The 19111-nt window shown below is 62.7% G+C and carries 15 protein-coding genes; 4 read left to right on the top strand and 11 right to left on the bottom strand.

The window, feature by feature from the left end:
• Window positions 1-205: 205 nt before the first annotated feature.
• From J3361_RS17270 to J3361_RS17250, 5 genes are all read right to left on the bottom strand, one after another.
• Window positions 206-1021 carry an energy transducer TonB gene (locus J3361_RS17270; RefSeq protein ID WP_207965586.1) on the bottom strand — a complete coding sequence of 272 codons (816 nt, stop codon included), beginning with the start codon at window positions 1019-1021 and terminating at the stop codon, window positions 206-208.
• Window positions 1018-1464, bottom strand: a complete 447-nt coding sequence (tolR, locus tag J3361_RS17265; RefSeq protein WP_186706804.1) for a protein TolR — start codon at window positions 1462-1464, stop codon at window positions 1018-1020. The genes J3361_RS17270 and tolR overlap by 4 nt, the downstream gene beginning before the upstream one ends.
• Window positions 1465-1477: 13 nt before the next feature.
• Window positions 1478-2185: a protein TolQ gene (tolQ, locus tag J3361_RS17260; RefSeq protein WP_207965585.1), complete on the bottom strand. Its 708-nt coding sequence runs from the start codon at window positions 2183-2185 to the stop codon at window positions 1478-1480.
• A 64-nt stretch (window positions 2186-2249) separates the two neighbouring features.
• Entirely contained in the window at window positions 2250-4133 is a 1884-nt protein-coding gene (locus tag J3361_RS17255) for a phytase (RefSeq protein ID WP_243458913.1), read from the bottom strand.
• 238 nt (window positions 4134-4371) lie between these two features.
• Window positions 4372-6906 carry a TonB-dependent receptor gene (locus J3361_RS17250; protein WP_207965583.1) on the bottom strand — a complete coding sequence of 845 codons (2535 nt, stop codon included), beginning with the start codon at window positions 6904-6906 and terminating at the stop codon, window positions 4372-4374.
• A gap of 457 nt (window positions 6907-7363) precedes the next feature.
• Here J3361_RS17250 and J3361_RS17245 point away from each other — a divergent pair, with 457 nt between their 5' ends.
• Window positions 7364-8278, top strand: coding sequence for a GGDEF domain-containing protein (locus tag J3361_RS17245; RefSeq protein ID WP_207965582.1), 915 nt, complete (start codon window positions 7364-7366; stop codon window positions 8276-8278).
• Window positions 8275-9312, top strand: a complete 1038-nt coding sequence (locus tag J3361_RS17240; protein ID WP_207965581.1) for an AraC family transcriptional regulator — start codon at window positions 8275-8277, stop codon at window positions 9310-9312. Before J3361_RS17245 ends, J3361_RS17240 begins: the two co-directional genes overlap by 4 nt.
• Before the next feature lie 107 nt (window positions 9313-9419).
• Here the strand turns inward: J3361_RS17240 and J3361_RS17235 are convergent, their stop codons facing one another.
• The 3 genes from J3361_RS17235 to nirB all read right to left on the bottom strand — a co-directional run bounded on the left by J3361_RS17235 (window position 9420) and on the right by nirB (window position 12956).
• Window positions 9420-9860 carry a CBS domain-containing protein gene (locus J3361_RS17235; RefSeq protein WP_018610425.1) on the bottom strand — a complete coding sequence of 147 codons (441 nt, stop codon included), beginning with the start codon at window positions 9858-9860 and terminating at the stop codon, window positions 9420-9422.
• Window positions 9861-10023: 163 nt separating this feature from the next.
• Window positions 10024-10395, bottom strand: coding sequence for a nitrite reductase small subunit NirD (gene nirD / locus J3361_RS17230; RefSeq protein WP_207965580.1), 372 nt, complete (start codon window positions 10393-10395; stop codon window positions 10024-10026).
• Window positions 10395-12956: a nitrite reductase large subunit NirB gene (gene nirB, locus J3361_RS17225; protein ID WP_207965579.1), complete on the bottom strand. Its 2562-nt coding sequence runs from the start codon at window positions 12954-12956 to the stop codon at window positions 10395-10397. The genes nirD and nirB overlap by 1 nt, the downstream gene beginning before the upstream one ends.
• Before the next feature lie 558 nt (window positions 12957-13514).
• Between nirB and J3361_RS17220 the strand changes: the two genes are divergently transcribed.
• Together J3361_RS17220 and J3361_RS17215 are read left to right on the top strand one after the other, a co-directional pair.
• Complete coding sequence (locus J3361_RS17220) at window positions 13515-13928, top strand: CBS domain-containing protein (protein ID WP_207965578.1); 414 nt, start codon at window positions 13515-13517, stop codon at window positions 13926-13928.
• Window positions 13929-13958: 30 nt separating this feature from the next.
• A complete protein-coding gene (locus tag J3361_RS17215; RefSeq protein ID WP_207965577.1) occupies window positions 13959-14942 on the top strand; it encodes an SDR family oxidoreductase in 984 nt (327 codons plus the stop codon).
• On the opposite strand, the gene J3361_RS17210 is transcribed toward J3361_RS17215, so the two are convergent.
• From J3361_RS17210 to J3361_RS17200, 3 genes are all read right to left on the bottom strand, one after another.
• Entirely contained in the window at window positions 14931-16538 is a 1608-nt protein-coding gene (locus J3361_RS17210) for an alpha-amylase family protein (RefSeq protein WP_207965576.1), read from the bottom strand. The genes J3361_RS17215 and J3361_RS17210 overlap by 12 nt on opposite strands.
• Before the next feature lie 10 nt (window positions 16539-16548).
• The gene (locus J3361_RS17205) at window positions 16549-18075 is read right to left on the bottom strand and encodes an alpha-amylase family glycosyl hydrolase (RefSeq protein WP_207965575.1); all 1527 of its coding nucleotides are present in this window, start codon (window positions 18073-18075) and stop codon (window positions 16549-16551) included.
• A gap of 376 nt (window positions 18076-18451) precedes the next feature.
• Window positions 18452-19075 carry a TetR/AcrR family transcriptional regulator gene (locus J3361_RS17200; protein WP_207965574.1) on the bottom strand — a complete coding sequence of 208 codons (624 nt, stop codon included), beginning with the start codon at window positions 19073-19075 and terminating at the stop codon, window positions 18452-18454.
• Window positions 19076-19111: the final 36 nt, after the last annotated feature.

Raw genomic sequence — 19111 nt, 5'->3', positions numbered from 1 at the left:
CGCTGGGCTGCGCAGCAGCCCCCAAAACCAGGCAACTCGGTGTGCCAGGAAGATTGAGTTGACTGCTTTAGGGCCGCTGCGCGCCCCAGCGGGGATAAATCCCCTCGCCACAGGGCCTTGTTCCCTGCGCGACAGCGCAGCGTCGAAGACGCGGCGGGGACTCCTCGCCACAATGGGGTTCTTGGCCGATGTCGAGATACGGCGCTTACTTGATCCGGTAGTGAAAGGTATTGCGCACCGCCGGCACCGTCACCGCCTTGCCATCGATGATTCGCGGTTGATAACGAAACGTCTGGGCAGCGGCCAGGGACGGTCGGATGAACAAGGGGTGGCAACCGTCGATGACCTTGGGGTTATCGATCCGCCCGTCCGGTGTCACGCTGTATTCCACGGTGCAATCGCCTTCCAGGCCCTTGTCCAGGGCGCGTTGCGGATAGTCCGGGGCTTGTTTGCTCAGCGGTTGGTAGCTACGGCTGTCGGCGGCGGCCTGGCGCGCTTGCTCGGCTCGGCGTTGCTCGGCGAGTGTTTGTGCCTGCTGGGCCTGGCGCTGTTGTTCGGCGGCCTGCTGCTCGGCGTCTTGCCTGCGGCGTTCGCTTTCCTGGCGTTCGCGCTGCTGTTGTTGGGCCTGTTGCTCACGCTTTTGCGCCTCGACGCGTTTACGGGCCAGGGCCGCCTGTTCCAGTTTCTGCGCCTGGACACGCGGATCGACAACAGGCTGGGTGGGAGCGGGGCGCGGCGCTTCTACCGGCGCCGAGGTCGGCTCGACCGGCGATGCGACAGGAATAACAGCGGCCGGTGCAGGCGCTTCGGGTATCGGTGCCGCCGGCAACATCACCAGTTGCGTGCGCAACACCCGGGGCACCTCGGCGGAGGGCTTCTCCACGCTCCAACCCAGTACCAACAACGCCACCACACCCGCATGCAGGGCCACGGCGAGCCCCGCCGCCAGGCTGTTTTTCCAAAAGCTGCGACCCAGCGCAGGCACGCTCAAGGAAGGACTGTGCATGATCGTCGCCGTCATTGCGGTGCCTCGGTCACCAGTCCCAGGTTGCTCACGCCGCCCTGCTGCAACGCGGCCATGGCCGCGACGACCCGGCCGTAATCGGCATGCTCGTCGGCTCGGATGTACACCTGGGTATCGCTGCGCTCGGCCACGACCTGCGCCACCTTGGCGCGCATCTGCTCCAGGTCCACGGCACTGTCGGTCTGGTGGTGGGTGTCCAGTTCACCGCCCAGGTTCCAGTAGTAACCGCCCTCGGCCTTGACCGACAGGGTGAGGATTTGCTGGCGACTGTCGGTGGCCAACGCTTCGCTGGCGACCTTGGGCAGTTCGATCTTCACACCCTGGGTCAGCATCGGCGCGGTGACCATGAAAATCACCAGCAGTACCAACATCACGTCGATGTACGGCACCACGTTCATCTCGGCCTTGGGGCCGTGCTTTCGTTGTGGCTTGACGAGCATGTGCCCTCTCCTTTCAAGCGGCCGCGGCCAAGTTCGCCGGGGCACCGTGCAGCTTGCGATGCAGACGCGCCTGCAGCTCGTTGCCAAACGCGTAGTAACGGGTCAGCAGCGTCTGGCCACGGGCCGCGAAACGGTTATAGGCAATCACCGCCGGGATCGCCGCGAACAGGCCGATGGCCGTGGCGATCAGCGCCTCGGCAATGCCCGGCGCCACGGTGGAGAGACTGGCCTGCTGCACTTGGGAGAGGCCGATAAACGCATTCATGATCCCCCATACCGTGCCAAACAAACCGATGTAAGGACTGACCGAGCCCACGGTGGCCAGAAACTGCAAACCCTTTTCCAAGTGGACTTCCTGTTCGCTGATCGCCACCTGCAGCGACCGCTCGACGCCTTCCAGCACCACCTCGGGCGTACTGGAAGGCTGGTTGAGCTGAGTGAACGCCAGCAAACCCGCCTGGAAAATCGGCGTGACGCCACCGTCTTCTTCGCGCGCTTGTGCGTGTTCCCGGTACAAGGGCAACAGGTCCTGTGCGCCGCGGAAACGCTGCATGAAACCGTTGAGCTGCCGCTCGTAGCGCTGCAGCACGGCGCTGCGCTGGATAATCAGGTACCAGCTCAATAACGAGGCCAGTAGCAACGTGAGCATGACCGCCTTGACCAGCAGACTCGCGTCACTGATCAGGCCCCAGATCGTCATGTGTTCCAAAGTGGCTTGCATGGTTGAAACTCCTGTCTGGCGGTTATTCGATGAAATGTTCGTGACCGGTTGATGACAACGTCGCTCAAGGCAGGCCCAGCGCTTTCGCGACGTCGGCCCAGGGCACGAACTTGAAGTTCTGGGTCTGCTCGGGCATGCGCTTGCGGCCATCCTGGACCACCAGCATGCCCTGGCTCCAAGGCCCGCCGAGGTTCACCGAGGTCACTTCCAGGCCATCGGTTTCCGACGCGCCATCAATCCCTGCGGCCGCGTTCAGGCCGACTCGGAAGGCGCCGCGCACGGCGAAAGGCGGCTCGGCGTCGAGCACCAGGTAGCTGTCGTTGCCCTGGCTGGAGATCACCAGGTAGTCGCGGCCCTTGGCCTGATACAACGCCATGCCTTCGACGTCGGCGTGCAACGGCGGGCCGACCTTGATCACACTGTTCAAGGTGGCCGGCTGTTCGGCCCGGGCATCCACTGTCCAGACGCCTACGTCCTCCTCACCCAGAAACAAGCGCTGGCGCTGCTCATCGGCCACGCACCCTTCGGGCTGGCTGGCGACGCTGAACTGACGCACCAACTGGCCGCGCACTACACCGTCCGGCGCGCTGAGGCGGTACTGCTCGAAGCGCCCGTCCTTGCCGTTGGCGAAGGCATACAGTTCACCTTCGGCCGGTTGGTACAAGCAGATGCCGTAGATGTCTTTCAAGGAGGTCGCAATCTCCCCCGCTTCGCGCAACTCGCCGCTGGTGCGGTCGATGCTGAACAGGCTCAAGCTGTTGCGATCGCGGTTGCTGGCCACCGCCAGGTCGACGGTTTGCGTGCCCAGTTTGAAGTTCGCCCGCACATCGACGTTATTCAGGCGCCCGACCGGCAGTTCCTGCAGCAACTTGCCTTGCAGGTCATAGGCCAGCAAGCCTTGCTTCTTGTTGGTGCCCAACACTCGGCTCAGCCCGGGCGTCGTCGGATGAACCCAGATCGCCGGGTCATCGGCGGCATCGCCCTGGCGGGCCACCGGTTCGCTCTGGGCGATGGCAGCTACAGTGGGCAGTACCGGCGGCACTGGCAGCGGCGTGGGTTTCCAGCTGATTTGGCCTTGGTACAGCTGTCCGGTGTCATCGTCGCGCAGCAGCACGTCGATGCCGGTTTTCGTCAGCCGCGCCGCGAGGTTTTCCGGCTCCTTCAGGCCTGCCAACGGCAGACTGGCTTTAGCGCTCCAACCCGCTTCCTGCTGCTGATACACATGCAGTTGCGCCGCTTCCGGGTCCAGCCCCAACAGGCCTCCCGGCAGCACGGCCATGGCCCCGGCGCTTTGCTGGAGGTCGCCGAACGGTGCACGCATCGCCACGGGCACCCGCACGGACTCGGCCTCAGAGGACGCCGGATAGGCCCACCAACCCACCCGCTCCTCGTTGACGAACAATTGATTGGCGCTGTCCTGCACCTGGCAAGTCTTGGCGTCCGGCGGCAATGGCAGGCCGCGCACCCGTTGAGCGCTGTCGCTCAGGCGCTCACCATTGCCGACCAGCCATTGCTCGCCCTTGCCCTCCTCGCCGACCAGGAACACAAACAGGTTGCTCGCCTCATCGCGATAAAGGCACAGGCCATTGACCGGGAAATCCCGCGCGGGCAGGTACAACGGCATGCCCCACTGACGGTTTTGTGGGTCGAGGCTGACGACCAACGCTTGCTGGCGCGAGCTGTCGAGGCTGGCGACCAGCACGTTCGAACCCAGGGCCCGGCTGTCGAGGCCGTCGAAGGTGCCTTTCAGGCGCGTCAATTCGCGACCTTGGTCATCGAGCAAGAACAAACCTTCGCGGGCACTGGCCAGCCGCTCGGTGGTGGCAACGCCTGGCAAAAATCCCAGGGCGTTGAGCGACAGTTGCTGGGCTTGGGGCCAGGGTTGCAGCTTCAGCTTGGGCGCTGGGGAAGCGGCCAGGGCGGTGACCGATGCCAGGCTGATCAGCATTGTCAGCAGGCAGCGCTTGGGTAGAGACAACATCGTGTTCAACGGAAGAATCCTTGTCGTTGGGCCGAACTCAAATGGGCGTGTTGCTCACTTCCGTGGCGAGGGAACTCATCCGTGGGAGCAAAGCTTGCTCGCGACGCAGACGAAGCAGTTTTCCAGGCAACCGAGGCGCCTGCATCGCGAGCAAGCTTTGCTCCCACAGCCAAATCCTCTTGCCACAAGTGATCAGGTTCGCGATTCAGAAATGGGTAAACGTCAGCCCCAGCTTGTACGTCGGGCCGTACTCTTCGTACTGGCCGTTATAGGAACGATGGCCGGTGTAGACGAAATACGACTCGTCGGTGAGGTTCTGGGCCTCGAGACTGACTTGCAGGTTCTTGGTCAGCGAATAACGCGCACTGAAATCGACGAAGGTCTGGGCGTCGACGTGCAGGTCATGATCGCGGTCGCTGATGGACGCCAGCTCGAACAGGTACGCAGACTTGTAGTTGGCCGACAGCCGCAGGCTCAGCTTGTCGTTTTCCCAACCCAACATCAGGTTGCCGACCGTGTCCGACTGATTCGGCAAGTCGATGCTGCGCTTGCGCTGGGTGCCACTGGCCTGGTCGAAACCTTCGATCTCGGCGTCCGAACGGCTGAAGGTGGTGTTTGCGCCTAACAGCAGCCCGTTCCAAGGCGCCGGCAACCAGTCGAATTTTTGTGAGTAGGCCAATTCCAGGCCATACAGCTTGGCGCTGTCGCCGTTGGCGTAACTGTGGGCTTCGGCGAAATCAGTCCAGGCGCCAGTGCCGGCCAGGTCGGTGTTGTAGACGAAGTTCTTGATGTCCTTGTAGAACACAAAGGCCGAGACCGTGCCCGCGTGACCCATGAAGTGCTCGATGCCCAGGTCCAGGTTGCTCGATTCCAGCGGCTTGAGGTCCGGGTTGCCGAAAGTGGCCTCGTCATCGTCGATGACAAAACCCGGCGCCAGTTGCCCGAAGGTCGGACGCACCACGGATTTGGTCCACGCCGCACGCACCTGGGTGTTCTTGTCCAGTTGGTAACGTGCATGCAGGCCCGGCAGCCAGTGATGGTACTTGCGTCGGGTCTCGGTATCGGTAAATACCCCATCGGTGGCGCCGGTGCCCTTGGCTTCGAACTCGGTGCCTTCGTAGCGCATGCCGGCAATGAGACGCCAGTCATCGATGTCGACGGTGTTCATCAGGTAGCCGGCGTTGATGTCCTCGCTCATCTTGAAGTCGTTGACACGGGACTCTTGCTCGTCAAAAAAATCATCGCGATTGAGGCCGCCCAACAACTGCTTGATGGCATCGGCGCTGATGCCCGGGCCGAAGCGGCCGAGGCGATAGTCCACGTTGCCTTTCTGGAACTGCCCAAGGTTCAGTTGCTCGTCGGTGAAACCCAGGTCGTCGAAGTCCTCGTAGACCCAGGCATCGAGGTCGTTGTCCTTCTCGCGTCGGCTGACTTTGCCACCGAACTTGACCTGGGAGGCATAACCCCCGAGGTCATAGTCCCGGGCCAGGTCCAGGCGCAGGTTTCTCTCGGTATCGGTGGTTTTTTGCTCTTCCCAGTCCACTTTATCGAGGCTGAAGTTGGCCGGATCGTAGAACCCCGAGCCGATGATCGGCCGTGGCTTGTCGTTGTCGTAGAAGCCGCCGTTGAAACCATCGATGCCTTTGAAGGTGGCACCGGCGATGTGGCCGGGGCTGTCTTCGCTGGATTGGCTATAGCCGCCCTGGCCACTCAGCGTCCAGAGCCCGAACAGGCGCTCGCCGCCGAGTACGTAGGATTGGATTTCCTGGGTTTCTTCACGCTGCTTGAGTTTGCGCTCGCCCTCGGCATCGCCCAACTCGCCCGCCGCTTGCGGGTCTTCGAAGGCAATGCTGGCGGCGTTGCGGGTTTCACTGTCCTTGTAGCGGCTGTAAAGCGTGCGCAGGTAATAGCTGCTGACGTCATCGGGCTTGTAGTCGAAGTTCAACCCACCACCGGCCCGCTCGCGACGGATGTCGTAGTCGCGCTGTTCGAACTCTTCGAGGCGTGAGCCTTGCTCGAAATCCCAGGCACCGCCGGTTTCGACGTTGTCCGAACCGAAGTCACGCTTCTGCCAGCTCAGCGCCGCGGCCACACCGAAGTTGTCGATGCCATCGCCCAGGCTGAAACGGTCGCTGATGGCGCCGGAGAATTTCGGGCTGGTCTGGCTGGTGTTCTTGTCATAGCTGGCTTCGCTGCTGCCGGTGTAGAACAGGCCCTTGTGGTCGAAGGCCGAGAGGCTTTTGACGTCCACCGTGCCGCCCAGGGAGTTGGCGTCCATGTCCGGCGTCAGGGTCTTGATCACCGACAGCGACTGCACCAGTTCCGCGGGCAGCACATCCAAGGCAACGGCGCGACGCTCGCTTTCCGGTGCCGGCACCAGGGTGCCGTTGATGGTCACGCTGTTGAGGTCCGGCCCGAGGCCGCGCACGCTGACAAACCGACCTTCGCCCTGGTCGCGTTCGACGCTGACGCCCGGCAGGCGCTGCACCGCTTCGGCGACGTTTTCATCCGGCAGCTGTGCCACGCCGTCGGCATGCACCACGCTCTTGATGCTGTCGGCGCTGCGCTGCTCCTTGAGGGCCTGGTCGATACTGGCCGCCTGGCCGACCACTTCAACGTGTTCAGTGGCGCCGGACGCTTGCTCGGCGGCGCTCAGTCGCTCACTGGCAATGGCCATGGCCATGGCCAACGCGGTGACGGTGAAACCGACGAGCCCGGCAGTGCTTGTGCGGTGATACATGGTGATCCTCCCCAGGAATCCGGAAATCCGCCAGGCAATGGCCCGGCAACTGGGAGGGCACGCTAGGGGTGAGGAATGACGGTTCTGTGACAGGGCTTGGCTGGAGGGACTGCAATCGGCTGATTTAGGGGGGCTCGCGAGCCGGAATGAGCTGAAATGACCTGTTTTACAGGCTCAGGGAATCTGAAGGGCGAGGGAATCACCTTTGTGGGAGCAAAGCTTGCTCGCGATGCAGGCGCCTCGATTCCCTGAAAAACCGCATCGTCTTCATCGCGAGCAAGCTTTGCTCCCACAAAATCCCCTCGCCACAATGAGATAACTGGCGATCTCATGAATAAAAATCCGGATAACCGATGAGCTGATTCGACCTCCCCCACCCCATTACCCACCGTCACCGCACTGTCACATTCATCTGCTGTGCTGGGCCGCATTCCGCTTCTGGCAAAGGACTCCGGCCATGTTCTCCGTGCTCCGCCCGCACCGTTTCAAACTCGCCCTGCTCCTGCTGGCGGCGAACCTCGGGTTGCTCCTGCACTTGGCCAGCGGCGAGCTCAAACCCATCGCCGAATGGGTCTGGCTGGACATCCTCGGTGAAGGTGGCTCGGCGCTGCTGGCGCTGGTCTGGTTGGGGCTGGTATTGAAAAGTCGCCCGGCCGGACGGGTCACCAACTACCTGGTCCTGGGCCTGGGCTGCATCTTCTTTTCCTGGTGGATCGACAGCCTCGACGAGTTCATCCGCCTGCCCGATGGCATCACCTGGGATCACTGGCTCGAATCCGGGCCGATGCCGGTGGGTATGATCCTGCTGACCCTCGGCATCTACCACTGGCACCGCGAGCAACTGGCAATCAACGGACAGATGGAGAAGCGCGAGCGATTGTTCCGCGAGCACCGTCTGTTCGACAAGCTCACGCCGTTGGGTGGCGCGGATTTCCTCAAGCATGAGCTGTCCGCCAGCCTGGAGGACAGCCGCCGTCGCCAACAACCGCTGTCGCTGCTGGCCTTGGACCTGGATAACTTCACCGCCATCAACCAGCGTTTCGGCCACGGCGAAGGCGATGCGGTATTGCAGGCGGTGAGCCAGTTGCTGGTCTTGAACCTGCGGCGCCAGGACCTGCTGTGCCGCCTGGCCGGTGATCGCTTCGTGGTGCTGCTGCCCGACACTGGCGAAAGCCAGGCCCGGCGCCTGGCCCTGGAGCTGGAAATCGCAGTGCGCAGCCTGGCCCACAAGACCCGGCAACACAGCGAACGGCTGCAGCTAGCCGCCAGCACGGCGGTGGTGATGGCGTTCGACGAATCCCCCGACGCCTTGCTCAAACGCCTAAACCTGGCGCTGGCCCAGTCACGAACCACGTTGGCGAAAAGCGCATGACGCTCAAGACCTGCTGGTACGAAACCGACAGCCGCTTCATTCCCGGACATTATCAACCAGCCGCGTTGATCGACCTGGCGTTGTCGCGGGACATCGACAGTCACCGCCTCCTGCGCGGCACTGGGCTGTTTCACGACGATATCCTCGCCGGACAGAGCCGCGTCAGCCCACAGCAATTCCTCGGCCTGATCGACAACAGCCGGCGCCTGCTGGATGCCAGCGACAGCAGTTTCCTGTTTGGCCAGCGGCTGTTGCCGGGACATTACGGCCCCGCGAGCCACGCCTTGCGCCACGCGCAGAATCTGCACCAAGCCCTGCAGACCCTGATCGACCAGCAGGCATTGCTCAGCCCGTTGGCGGCCCCTCGGCTGCTACTGGACGAGCACTACGCCTATGTCCATTGGCTGGACAGCTGCGGTGCCTACGATCAATGGCGCTTCGTGCTGGAAGCGAGCATGACCTCGATGGTGGCGATGAGTGCCTGGCTCAGCGGCGAGCGCCTGCCCTGGCAGTGCAGCTTTCGCCACAGTGAGCCGCGTTACGTCGAGCAATATTGGGTGCACCTGGGTGAGCACACGCAATTCGACCGTCCCCTGGACCTGATGCGCCTGCCCCGCCACTGCCTCGCCCAGCCCTGGCCCAACGTCTCGGCCACCGCCGGCCAGGTGGCGCGGATCGAAGCCCGGGACCAACTCGATCAGCTGGGTTTCGCCTCAAGTTTCCTGGATTGCCTCTACGACTACCTGCACGCCCATGTGCAGCAGACGCCGAGCCTGGAACAGACCGCCCAGGCCTTCGCCATGAGCCCGGCGACCCTCAAGCGCAAGTTGCACAAGCACCACACCGGATTCCAGCAACAGGTGGACCGGGTGCACACCCATGTGGCCTTGTATCTGTATCAGGTCAAGGGGTTCAGCAACGAGGAAGTGGCGCAGTACTTGCGCTTCAACGATACGGCGAATTTCCGCCGCTCGTTCAAGCGCTGGACTGGCAGTACGCCGAATCTGGTCCGGCAATTGCTGATGTTGGGCTGAACTGTGGGAGCAAGGCTTGCCCGCGATGCAGGCGCCTCGGTTCACCAAGGACCGCGTTGTCTGCATCGCGGGCAAGCCTTGCTCCCACAGATAAACTCGCTATGGGTTCAATGCCCGCGAATGTAATGCTCTAACTGTCGGATCAAGTCCGCCTGCTCGACAATCGCCTCTTTCACCAGGTCTCCAATGGACAACAGGCCGATCAATTGCCCGTTATCCAATACCGGCAGGTGCCGCAAGTGGCTGTCGGTCATGACTTCCATGCAGCGGTCGATGCTCTGCTGGCTGTCGGCGGTGATCACCGGGGCGCTCATGATGGTCCGTACGGTCGTGCCCACCGATGAGCGTCCCTTGAGCACCATCTTGCGTGCGTAGTCCCGCTCGCTGAACACACCCACCACCTGGCCGTCTTCTATCACCGGCAATGCGCCGACATTTTTCTCGGCCATGATCTGCAGGGCTTCGAGCACCGTCTGCTCGGGGGCGATGCTATGCACCTGCTGGTTCTGCACACTCTTGAGTCTCACCAGTTGGGCGGCGGTTTTCATTGTTCATCCCCGAATTTCAATAACATGTGACCCGCTGTCGTGGCGAGGGAGCTTGCTCCCGCTCGGTTGCGCAGTGACCGCAAAAGCTTGGGGCCGCTACGCAGCCCAGCGGGAGCAAGCTCCCTCGCCACAAAAGCACCCATAAACGCAGCCATTGCGCGGATCAGTCTTCGCCAATCTCCACCACATCACCGTTGAGCCGCACCGGCCACACCCGCAGGCTTTGTTCCGGGTATTCCAGGCAATGGCCGTCTTCCAGGCGGAAATGCTGCTTGTACATCGGCGAGGCAATCACCAGGTCGCCCTTGATGCTGCCGAGCAAGCCGCGGCCGATGACGTTCGCGCCGGACTTCGGGTCGCGGTTGTCGATGGCGTACAGCGGCTTGTCCTCATGCTCCGGCAGATAGAGCAACGCCACTTGGCTGCCATCGTGCCAGGCGACCACGCCGGAGTTGGGCACGAGATCCTCGCGACTGCACAGGACGCGCCATTGCAAGGATTCTTGAGCGATACGAACGACGTTTGACTGGCTCATCAGAGCACCTCCTCGGTAACGGGAATCAAGTGGAGTTCATGGGCATGCACCGGCCGACGCTGGCCGCGCTCGCGGACGAAATGGACGTCCGGATCGCCGCGCTTGTCGTTGACGAAGGTGCGGAAACGCTTGAGCTTCTCCGGATCCTTCAAGGCGTTGGCCCATTCGCATTCGTAGCGGTCGACCACCAGTTGCATCTGCGCTTCGAGCTCGGCGCCCAGGCCCAGGCTGTCGTGGATGACCACGTCCTTGAGGTAATCCAGGCCGCCCTCCAGGCTTTCGCGCCAGACCGATGTGCGTTGCAACTTGTCGGCGGTGCGGATGTAGAACATCAGGAAACGGTCGATGTAGCGGATCAGCGTGGCGTCGTCCAAGTCGGTGGCGAACAGTTCGGCGTGGCGTGGACGCATGCCGCCGTTGCCGGCCACGTAGAGGTTCCAGCCCTTCTCGGTGGCGATCACGCCGACATCCTTGCTCTGGGCCTCGGCGCACTCGCGGGTGCAACCGGACACCGCGAACTTGAGCTTGTGCGGCGAGCGCAATCCTTTGTAGCGGTCCTCGATGGTCAGCGCCATTTGCACGCTGTCTTGCACGCCGTAGCGGCACCAGGTGCTGCCCACGCAGGATTTCACCGTGCGCGTGGATTTGCCGTAGGCGTGGCCGGTTTCGAAACCGGCCTCGATCAGCTCGGCCCAGATGTCCGGCAACTGGTGCAACTGGGCGCCGAACAGGTCGATGCGCTGGCCGCCGGTGATCTTGGTGTAGAGGTCGTATTTCTTGGCGACCACACCGATGGCGATCAGTTTGTCGGCGGTGATCTCCCCACCGGCAATCCGCGGCACCACCGAGTAGGTGCCGTTTTTCTGCATGTTCGCCATGAAGGTGTCGTTGGTGTCCTGCAACGGCACCAGGGACGGGTCCATGATTGGCTGGTTCCAGCACGACGCCAGGATCGAGCCCACCGCCGGTTTGCACAGGTCGCAGCCGGTGTGGCCACGGCCGTGCTTGGCCAACAGTTCTTCGAAACTGATGATGCCTTCCACCCGCACCAGTGCATACAACTCCTGGCGGGTGTAGGCGAAATGCTCGCACAGGCTCTTGTCGACGCTGACGCCACGGGCAATCAATTCATGCTCGAACACCTGCTTGACCAGGGCCGCGCAGCCACCGCAACCGGTACCGGCCTTGGTGTCGCATTTGAGCTGGCCGAGATCGGTGCAACCGCCGTCGATGGCCGAGCAGATCGAACCCTTGGTGACGTTGTGGCACGAGCAGATCGTGGCGGTTTCGGGGAGCGCCGCCGGGCCCAGGGTCGGAGCACCTTCGGATGATGGCAAGATCAGGCTGGCGGCATCCTTGGGCAAGGCGATGCCGTTCTGCATGTATTGCAGCAAGGTGTCGTAGTAGCTGTTGTCACCCACCAGCACTGCGCCGATCACGCGCTTGCCGGCGGCATCCACCACCAGGCGCCGGTAGCTGGCGCTGGTTTCGTCGATGAATTGGAAGCTGCGCGAACCCGGGGTGTTGCCATGGGCATCGCCGATGGAGCCGACGTCCACACCGAGCAACTTGAGCTTGGTGGACATGTCGGCGCCAGTGAAGGCCTCCGAGCTTTCGCCGCACAGGCGGGCCGCGACGTTGCGGGCCATTTGGTAGCCCGGTGCGACCAAGCCGAAAATGCTGCCGTTCCAGGCCGCGCATTCGCCGATGGCGTAGATGTCCGGATCGCTGCTCTGGCAATGATCGTCGATCACCACGCCACCGCGTGGGCCGATCTGCAGGTCGCTCTGACGAGCCAAGGCATCCTGGGCGCGGATGCCGGCGGAAAACACGATAAGGTCGGTTTCCAGGAAATCGTCGTCACCAAAATTCATCCGATAGCGGTACTGCTCACCGGCACTGATGGACTGGGTGCCCTTGGACAGGTGCACGCCGACGCCCAGGCTTTCGATGCGCGCCTTGAGGGCCAAACCACCCTGCGGGTCCAACTGCACCGGCATCAGCCGTGGGGCGAATTCCACCACGTGGGCTTCCAGGCCGAGGGTCTTGAGGGCGTTGGCCGCTTCCAGGCCCAGCAGACCTCCACCGACCACCACGCCACGGCGGGCGTTGCTGGCGGCGGCGCGGATCGCGTCCAAGTCTTCCAGGGTGCGATAGACCAGGCAGGAATCGCCTTCAGCGCCCTGGATCGGCGGCACGAAGGGATAGGAACCCGTGGCGAGCACCAGCTTGTCGTAGCTGAGACGCTCGCGGACAGTCACGACTTCACGGGCCTGGCGGTCGATTTCCAACACAGGTACACCCAGGTGCAACGTGACGCCCGGGGTCTGGTACAACGACGCTTCGCCCAAGGCCAGGGACTCGGCATCACGCCCGGAGAAATACTCGGACAGATGCACGCGGTCGTAGGCACGCATCGGCTCTTCGCTGAACACATGCACGCGGTAATGATTGAGGGCACCGCGCTCGATCAATTGCTCGACACAGTGATGGCCGACCATGCCATTGCCGATCACGATCAGCGTTTGCAGCTTGTTCAGAGAAGCAACGTTGGAATTCATAAAAAGCACCCGACAAAAGCCCATCACGATTTTGGAAGCAAAAAAAAGACGCCTGAAACCTTGCGGTTCCAGGCGTCTTTGCCTGTTCTGTGCGGTATCGGTCCGGCGACTGCGCCCTGACCTACCGTTATCCCCCGGCCTGCTGGCACTCGATCTTCGTTGACCGACGGGGCTGCCCACTCGACTGTGTTCGCGGTGGGCCTGGATAGCCTCTTGCAGCGAGCGTGCCAAACCTCATCGGCAACCCTATCCACGCCCTCCCCTCCACCGACAATCCCCTGTGGGAGCGGGCTTGCCCGCGAAGACGCCCGCCCAGTCACCGCAAGCCGAGCGGTATTCGCTTCGGTCTCGCTAGCGCCAACAACTGCCTTGCGATGGTGCGAGCCTGCACGAGCGGCTTCATAAAAGTGCAGCCTTTCAACCCCTCCAGCAAAAATCCTGAACCATCGCCAACCCCGATTTTCACAATAAGTGAGGAGCCCGTCCGGTCGCTGTAAAGCCAATCACGACGCCAGGGCCGTGGCTTGCTGTCAAACCCGAGAGAAAGGAGATTCAAAGATGAAAATCAATGAAATCATGAGTCGGGAAGTACGCACGATCTCCCCCGATACGCCCCTGAGCGAAGTGGCGCAGATCATGCGCCAGGCCGACATCGGCGCGCTGATCATCAATCAGGACGACCGCATGGCCGGGATGATCACCGACCGCGACCTGGTGGTCCGGGCCATGGCCGACGGCATGGACCTGAACACCCCGGTCAGCCGGATCATGAGCGATGAGGTGCGTTACTGCTTCGACGACGAAGAGATCGACCATGTGGCCAAGAACATGGCCCAGATCGAAAAACGCCGCCTGCCGGTGGTCAATCGCGACAAACGTCTGGTAGGCATGGTCTCGCTGGCCAATGTCGCCAGTTGCAATGCCGACAAGCTCAGCGCCAACCTGCTGCGCGGCGTCGCACGGCCACACTGATCCCTCCCAAGGAGTTGTGGAGCGAGCGCAATGGATGAGCAAAGCCCTCCTGTCGTGGTCATCTGTGGTTCCACCGCCGGCGTTGGCCGCGCCACGGCACATCGGTTTGCCGTCGCCGGCTACCGGGTGGGGCTGCTGGCCCGGGGCGAACAGGCGCTGGCGGCCACGGCAGAAGAGTTGACGCAATTGGGGGCGACCTGCCTGGCGATCAGCGTCGACGTCGCCGATGCCCAGGCGGTAGCCGACGCGGCACAGCGAATGGAGCGAGAACTCGGCCCGCTCGGTGTCTGGGTCAATTGCGCCATGGTCACTGTGTTCTCTCCCATTCGCCAACTGAGTGCCGAGGAGATCCACCGAGTCACCGAGGTGACTTACCTGGGCACCGTGCACGGCACCCTGGCGGCGCTGGACCTCATGGCCCGGCGCAATCGCGGGGTGATCATCCAGGTCGGTTCCGCCCTGGCCTACCGCGCTATTCCGCTGCAAGCGGCCTATTGCGCGGCCAAGTTCGCGGTGCGGGGCTTCACCGATTCACTGCGCTGCGAACTGCTCCACGACCACAGCGACATCCGGGTGTGCATGGTGCAACTGCCGGCGATCAACACACCGCAGTTCGATTGGGCGCGCAATAAGTTGAGCAAGCGCGTGCAACCCGTGCCGCCCATTCATGACCCGGACGTGGCCGCCCGGGCGATTTTCAGCGTGGTCAAGCGCACACCCCGGGAGCTGTGGCTCGGCGCCGCCTCCGTGAAGGCCATCGTCGGCACCTGCTTGATGCCGGGACTGCTCGATCGCCTGATGGCCCGCAGCGCCTATACCGGGCAAATGACCCAGGAGGACGATAACAGCCAACGGCCGGACAACCTGTACGAATCGCAGGAGCTCTCGCACCGCACCCGCGGGCGCTTCACTGGCCGCTCGCGGAATTCGGCGCTGGCCCTCAGTTCCACCCAGGTCTCGACGTTGCTGCTGGTGACCGGAGGTCTGCTGGCCGTGGTGCTCCTATTGTTCTGAACCGGTGCGGCGCCACCATCGATAGCCATAGCCATTCAAGGTCAGTTGCAGATCGTGCGCAGTCGGATATTGGCTGTCCGAGATGATTTCCTTGAAGCCTTGCAAGTCCAGGCCGGCCAGCTTCACATTCAGCGTGTCGTTGCTCAGGTTGGCCAACATCACTGAAGTAGCCTCGCCCTCATGGGCTATGGCGAATACCGCCGGATGATCGACCGTCAGCAGCCGGACTTCGCCGTCCCCCACTTCCGCCAGGCCGGCCCGGGCCAGCAGCAGGGGCCGCACCCGCCCCAACAACGATTCAGGGGCATTCAGCTGGTCCTCGACGTTCACCTGCGTGTAGGCAAAGGCTCCTTGATCGATCACTGGCGCGACGAGGCGCTGGGCCGATGAAAAGCCAGCGTTGGCCTGGGTGTTCCATTGCATGGGCGTGCGCACCGAGAGACGCTCGGGACGGGACAAATCGTCGCCCATGCCAATCTCCTCACCGTAACGCACGATGGGCGTGCCCGGCAGCGACAACAACAGCGCCTGGGCCAACGCCTGATGGCGCACATCACCCTCCAGCATTGGCGCCAAGCGTCGGCGAATGCCCCGGCCATACAGGCGCATGTCCGGCTCTGGGGCGAACACTTGCATCACTTCCTCACGCTCCTCTTCGCTCAAGCGCTCCAGGTCGAGTTCGTCGTGGTTGCGCAGCCACACGGCATAGTTGGCACCGTCCGGCGGAGCGGGACGGCGGGTGATGGCACGCTGTAGGGGTTCGGCCTGGCCGCGGGCCAACGCCAGGAACATATGGTTGTTGACCCAGAAATCCAGCACCAACCCCAAGCGCTCGCCGTTTCCGAAGTAATGGCTGTAGCGCTCCGGTTCGACGTCGACCTCCCCCAGCAACACGCCTTCGGGATTGATGGCGGTCATGCACTTGAACAGCCGGTCCAGTACCCAGACACCCCGCTCTTCATTTTCGCCACCGGCCTGTTCCACCAAGTGCGAAGCGGCATCCAGGCGAAAACCGGCGATGCCGAGTTCGAGCCAATGGACCATGATGCGCTCCATTTCCTCGACCACACGCGGGTTCGCCAGGTTGAGGTCCGGCTCATGACGATAGAACAGATGTCGATAGTACTGCCCGGCCTGTTCGTCCCATTGCCAGATACTGTCTTCCACCGACGGAAAAATCGGCTGGTTGCCATCATCCACTGGTGTGTCGGACCACACGTAATAATCCCGGTAGACACTCTCCCTGTCGCGCCGCGCCCTCTGGAACCAGGGATGTTGATCGCTGGTGTGTTGCGCCACCAGTTCCAGGATGACGCGCATGCCACGCTCCCCGGCCTGGACGATTAACTGGCGCAGGTCCTCTTCACTGCCGAAACGTGGGTCCAGGGCCATGAAATCGCTGACGTCATAACCCGCGTCCTTGAATGGCGAGCGGTACACCGGCATCAGCCAGAGCGCGCCAACACCCAGTGCCTTCAGATAATCCAAGCGCTGGATGATGCCCTTCAGGTCGCCGCGTCCGTCGCCATTGCTGTCGGAAAACAAGGATGGATCAATCTGGTAAATCAGGGTGTTTCGGTGCCAGTTGGCTTTCATCGGTCACTCCTCATCGGCACAGGATCACAGCCTGCTCGGCGGCCAGCCGGCCGCTGAACACTCGACCCTCGTCCACCCCGTCGCTGGCGATTTCGACCTGCCAGGCGTCGGCCAGGGGGAACGTATGTTCGCTGTCGGCGAAGTTGATGCAGACCAGCCGCTCATCGCCATCGCAGTGGCGACGATAGGCCAGTACTTGCGGGTGCGATGGCAGTTCCTCCCAGGCGCCCAGGCGCAACGCCAGACTGGCGCGACGACAGGCCAGCAGGCGCCGGTACAGCGCCAGGGTGGAATCGGGGGTTCGTTCCTGCGCCTCGACAGCCAACACGCCGGCCTGTGGCGCAAAGGGCAACCATGGCGCCGCCCCGGCCCAGCCATGGGGCGCCTGGACAGTCCAGGGCAACGGCGCCCGACTGCCATCCCGGCCGCCCGGGTCGACGCGGGTCTGGGCCGTGACCACGGTGTCTTCCAGGCCCAGTTCTTCGCCTTGATAGATAAACGGCGTGCCGCGCAGCGTCAGCAGCAGGACCGCAGCGGCCTGGGCCCGGCGCAACGAACCGCCGTAGCGGCTGCGGTGTCGGCTATTGTCGTGATTGGACAGCACCCAGGTTGGCCAGGCCTGCAACGGGCCAAGGTCGTTCTCCACCTCGCGTATGCACATGCGGAACACCACCGGGTCCCAAGGGGCGTCCAGAGGCGGAAAGTTGAACGACATGTGCAGCTCGTCGCTGGCACCGTAATAGGCCGCCACCTGGGCCGTGGAGCGAATGTTCACCTCGCCGATCAACACCCGCTCGCCGGGGTAGCTGTCCACCAACCGACGCAAGCCGCGCAACACTTCATGGCTGTACGGTTGGTCGTTGATCTTGACCATGGTTTCGCCGGCCATGCACCGCGGATCGTCGGCGAAGCTTGGGTCCTTGCCGACGCAATGCACGACATCGACGCGAAACCCGTCCACGCCTCGCTCCAGCCAGAAATGCAACACCTGGTGCATGGCCGCCACCACGTCGGGGTTGTGCCAGTTGAGGTCGGGTTGCTGCGGCAGGAAAAAATGCAGGTAGTACTGCTGGCTGGTCTCGTCCCAAGTCCAGGCACTGCCGCCATCGATCGAGGCACGCCAGTTGTTCGGCTGGTCGCGCCAGATGTACCAGTCGCGCTTGGGGTTGTCGCGGCTTGCGCGCGACTCGATGAACCAGGGATGTTGGTCCGAAGTGTGGTTGGGCACGAAATCCAGCAATACCTTGAGGTCGCGCGCGTGGGCTTGGGCGATCAGCTCGTCCAGATGAGCCAGGGTGCCGAACAGCGGGTCGACCTCGGTGTAGTCGCAGATGTCATAGCCCGCGTCACACATGGGGGAACGAAAGACGGGAGACAGCCACAACGCATCGACGCCCAGGCGTTGCAGGTGATCCAAGCGTGCGGTCAAGCCGGGAAGATCGCCGATGCCATCGCCGTTGGCATCGGCAAAGGAACGTGGATAAACCTGGTAGATCACAGCGTTCTTCCACCAGGGCGAAGGGAAGGAGTTGGGCATGTCGCCTCCTTTGATCGCGGTGTTTGGTGGGCAAGACCGCAGCCCCGCCGGATGTTCCTTTGTTGCGGAACATAAATTAAGAACCGGATAACGCGCTCGGGGTTCGTTTTTTTCTTGAGGGAGGCCCGGCAGGACCGAAAGGAATAGGCTGTCGCTATCGCGAGCAGGCTCACTCTCACAATGGATCGGGGCAGGTCGCAGAGATGGGTCGGTTGTGACACCGCTTCGCGAGCAAGCTTTGCTCCCACAAATGGATCGGGGTATGACCGCAAAGCCAAGCCGGCTATAAGGTCCCCAGATGCCCCCACAGCGGGGATTGGGGCTGGCGCAGCACAAAACAACCGTGGGAGCAAAGCTTGCTCGCGATTGCGGCGGCTCAGCTTGAGGAGATGTCGACGGTCCTGTTCACCATCGCAACGATACTGACCATCAGCTCGTCCTTCGCCTCGTCAGCGCTGATTTCGCCGCTAGCTGCGGCGTTGGACAGCGCCTCCGCCGCCCCCAGCATCGCCCGCAAACCCGCCTGACCGATGCCCTTCGGGCCCGCGAACGGCTCCAGCACCGCGCGGCACTTGTCGAGGAAAATGCCCTCGTAGTCGCGCTTGATGCGCTCCAGCTCCGGCGAACTGGTCAGCGCTGCGATCACCCCGGGAATTTCCCGACCTTGCAACTGCACGCATTCGACGTAGGAAGAAGCGATCACCGCCGACCGGCTCTGCAAGGTGTTGTCGCTGGCATCCAGGGCAGCGTCCATCAGCGCGGTCTGGCGCGCATCGAAATCCTGGTACAGCGCCGCCAGCAGCCCGGACCGGGTAATGAAGTGATCGTAGACGATGGGCTTGGTCACCCCGGCCTGGTCTGCCAGTCGAGCCAACGTCAGGGCATCGCTGCCCTCCTCGCGCACCAGCCGCCAGGCGACCTCCAACAATTGGCGCTGCCGGTCGTGCCGGGATAAACGACGACGAGGTGAAGGCTGTGAATGTTCGTCAGTGCTTGACATGCTAACTTTACCAACCGTAACTTACTAAGCGTAACT

Source organism: Pseudomonas sp. OA65 (genome assembly GCF_017498305.1).
Classification (GTDB): domain Bacteria; phylum Pseudomonadota; class Gammaproteobacteria; order Pseudomonadales; family Pseudomonadaceae; genus Aquipseudomonas; species Aquipseudomonas zanjanensis.
The sequence above is the reverse complement of the archived record's forward strand: the minus strand, read 5'-3'. Positions and strand labels throughout refer to the sequence as shown.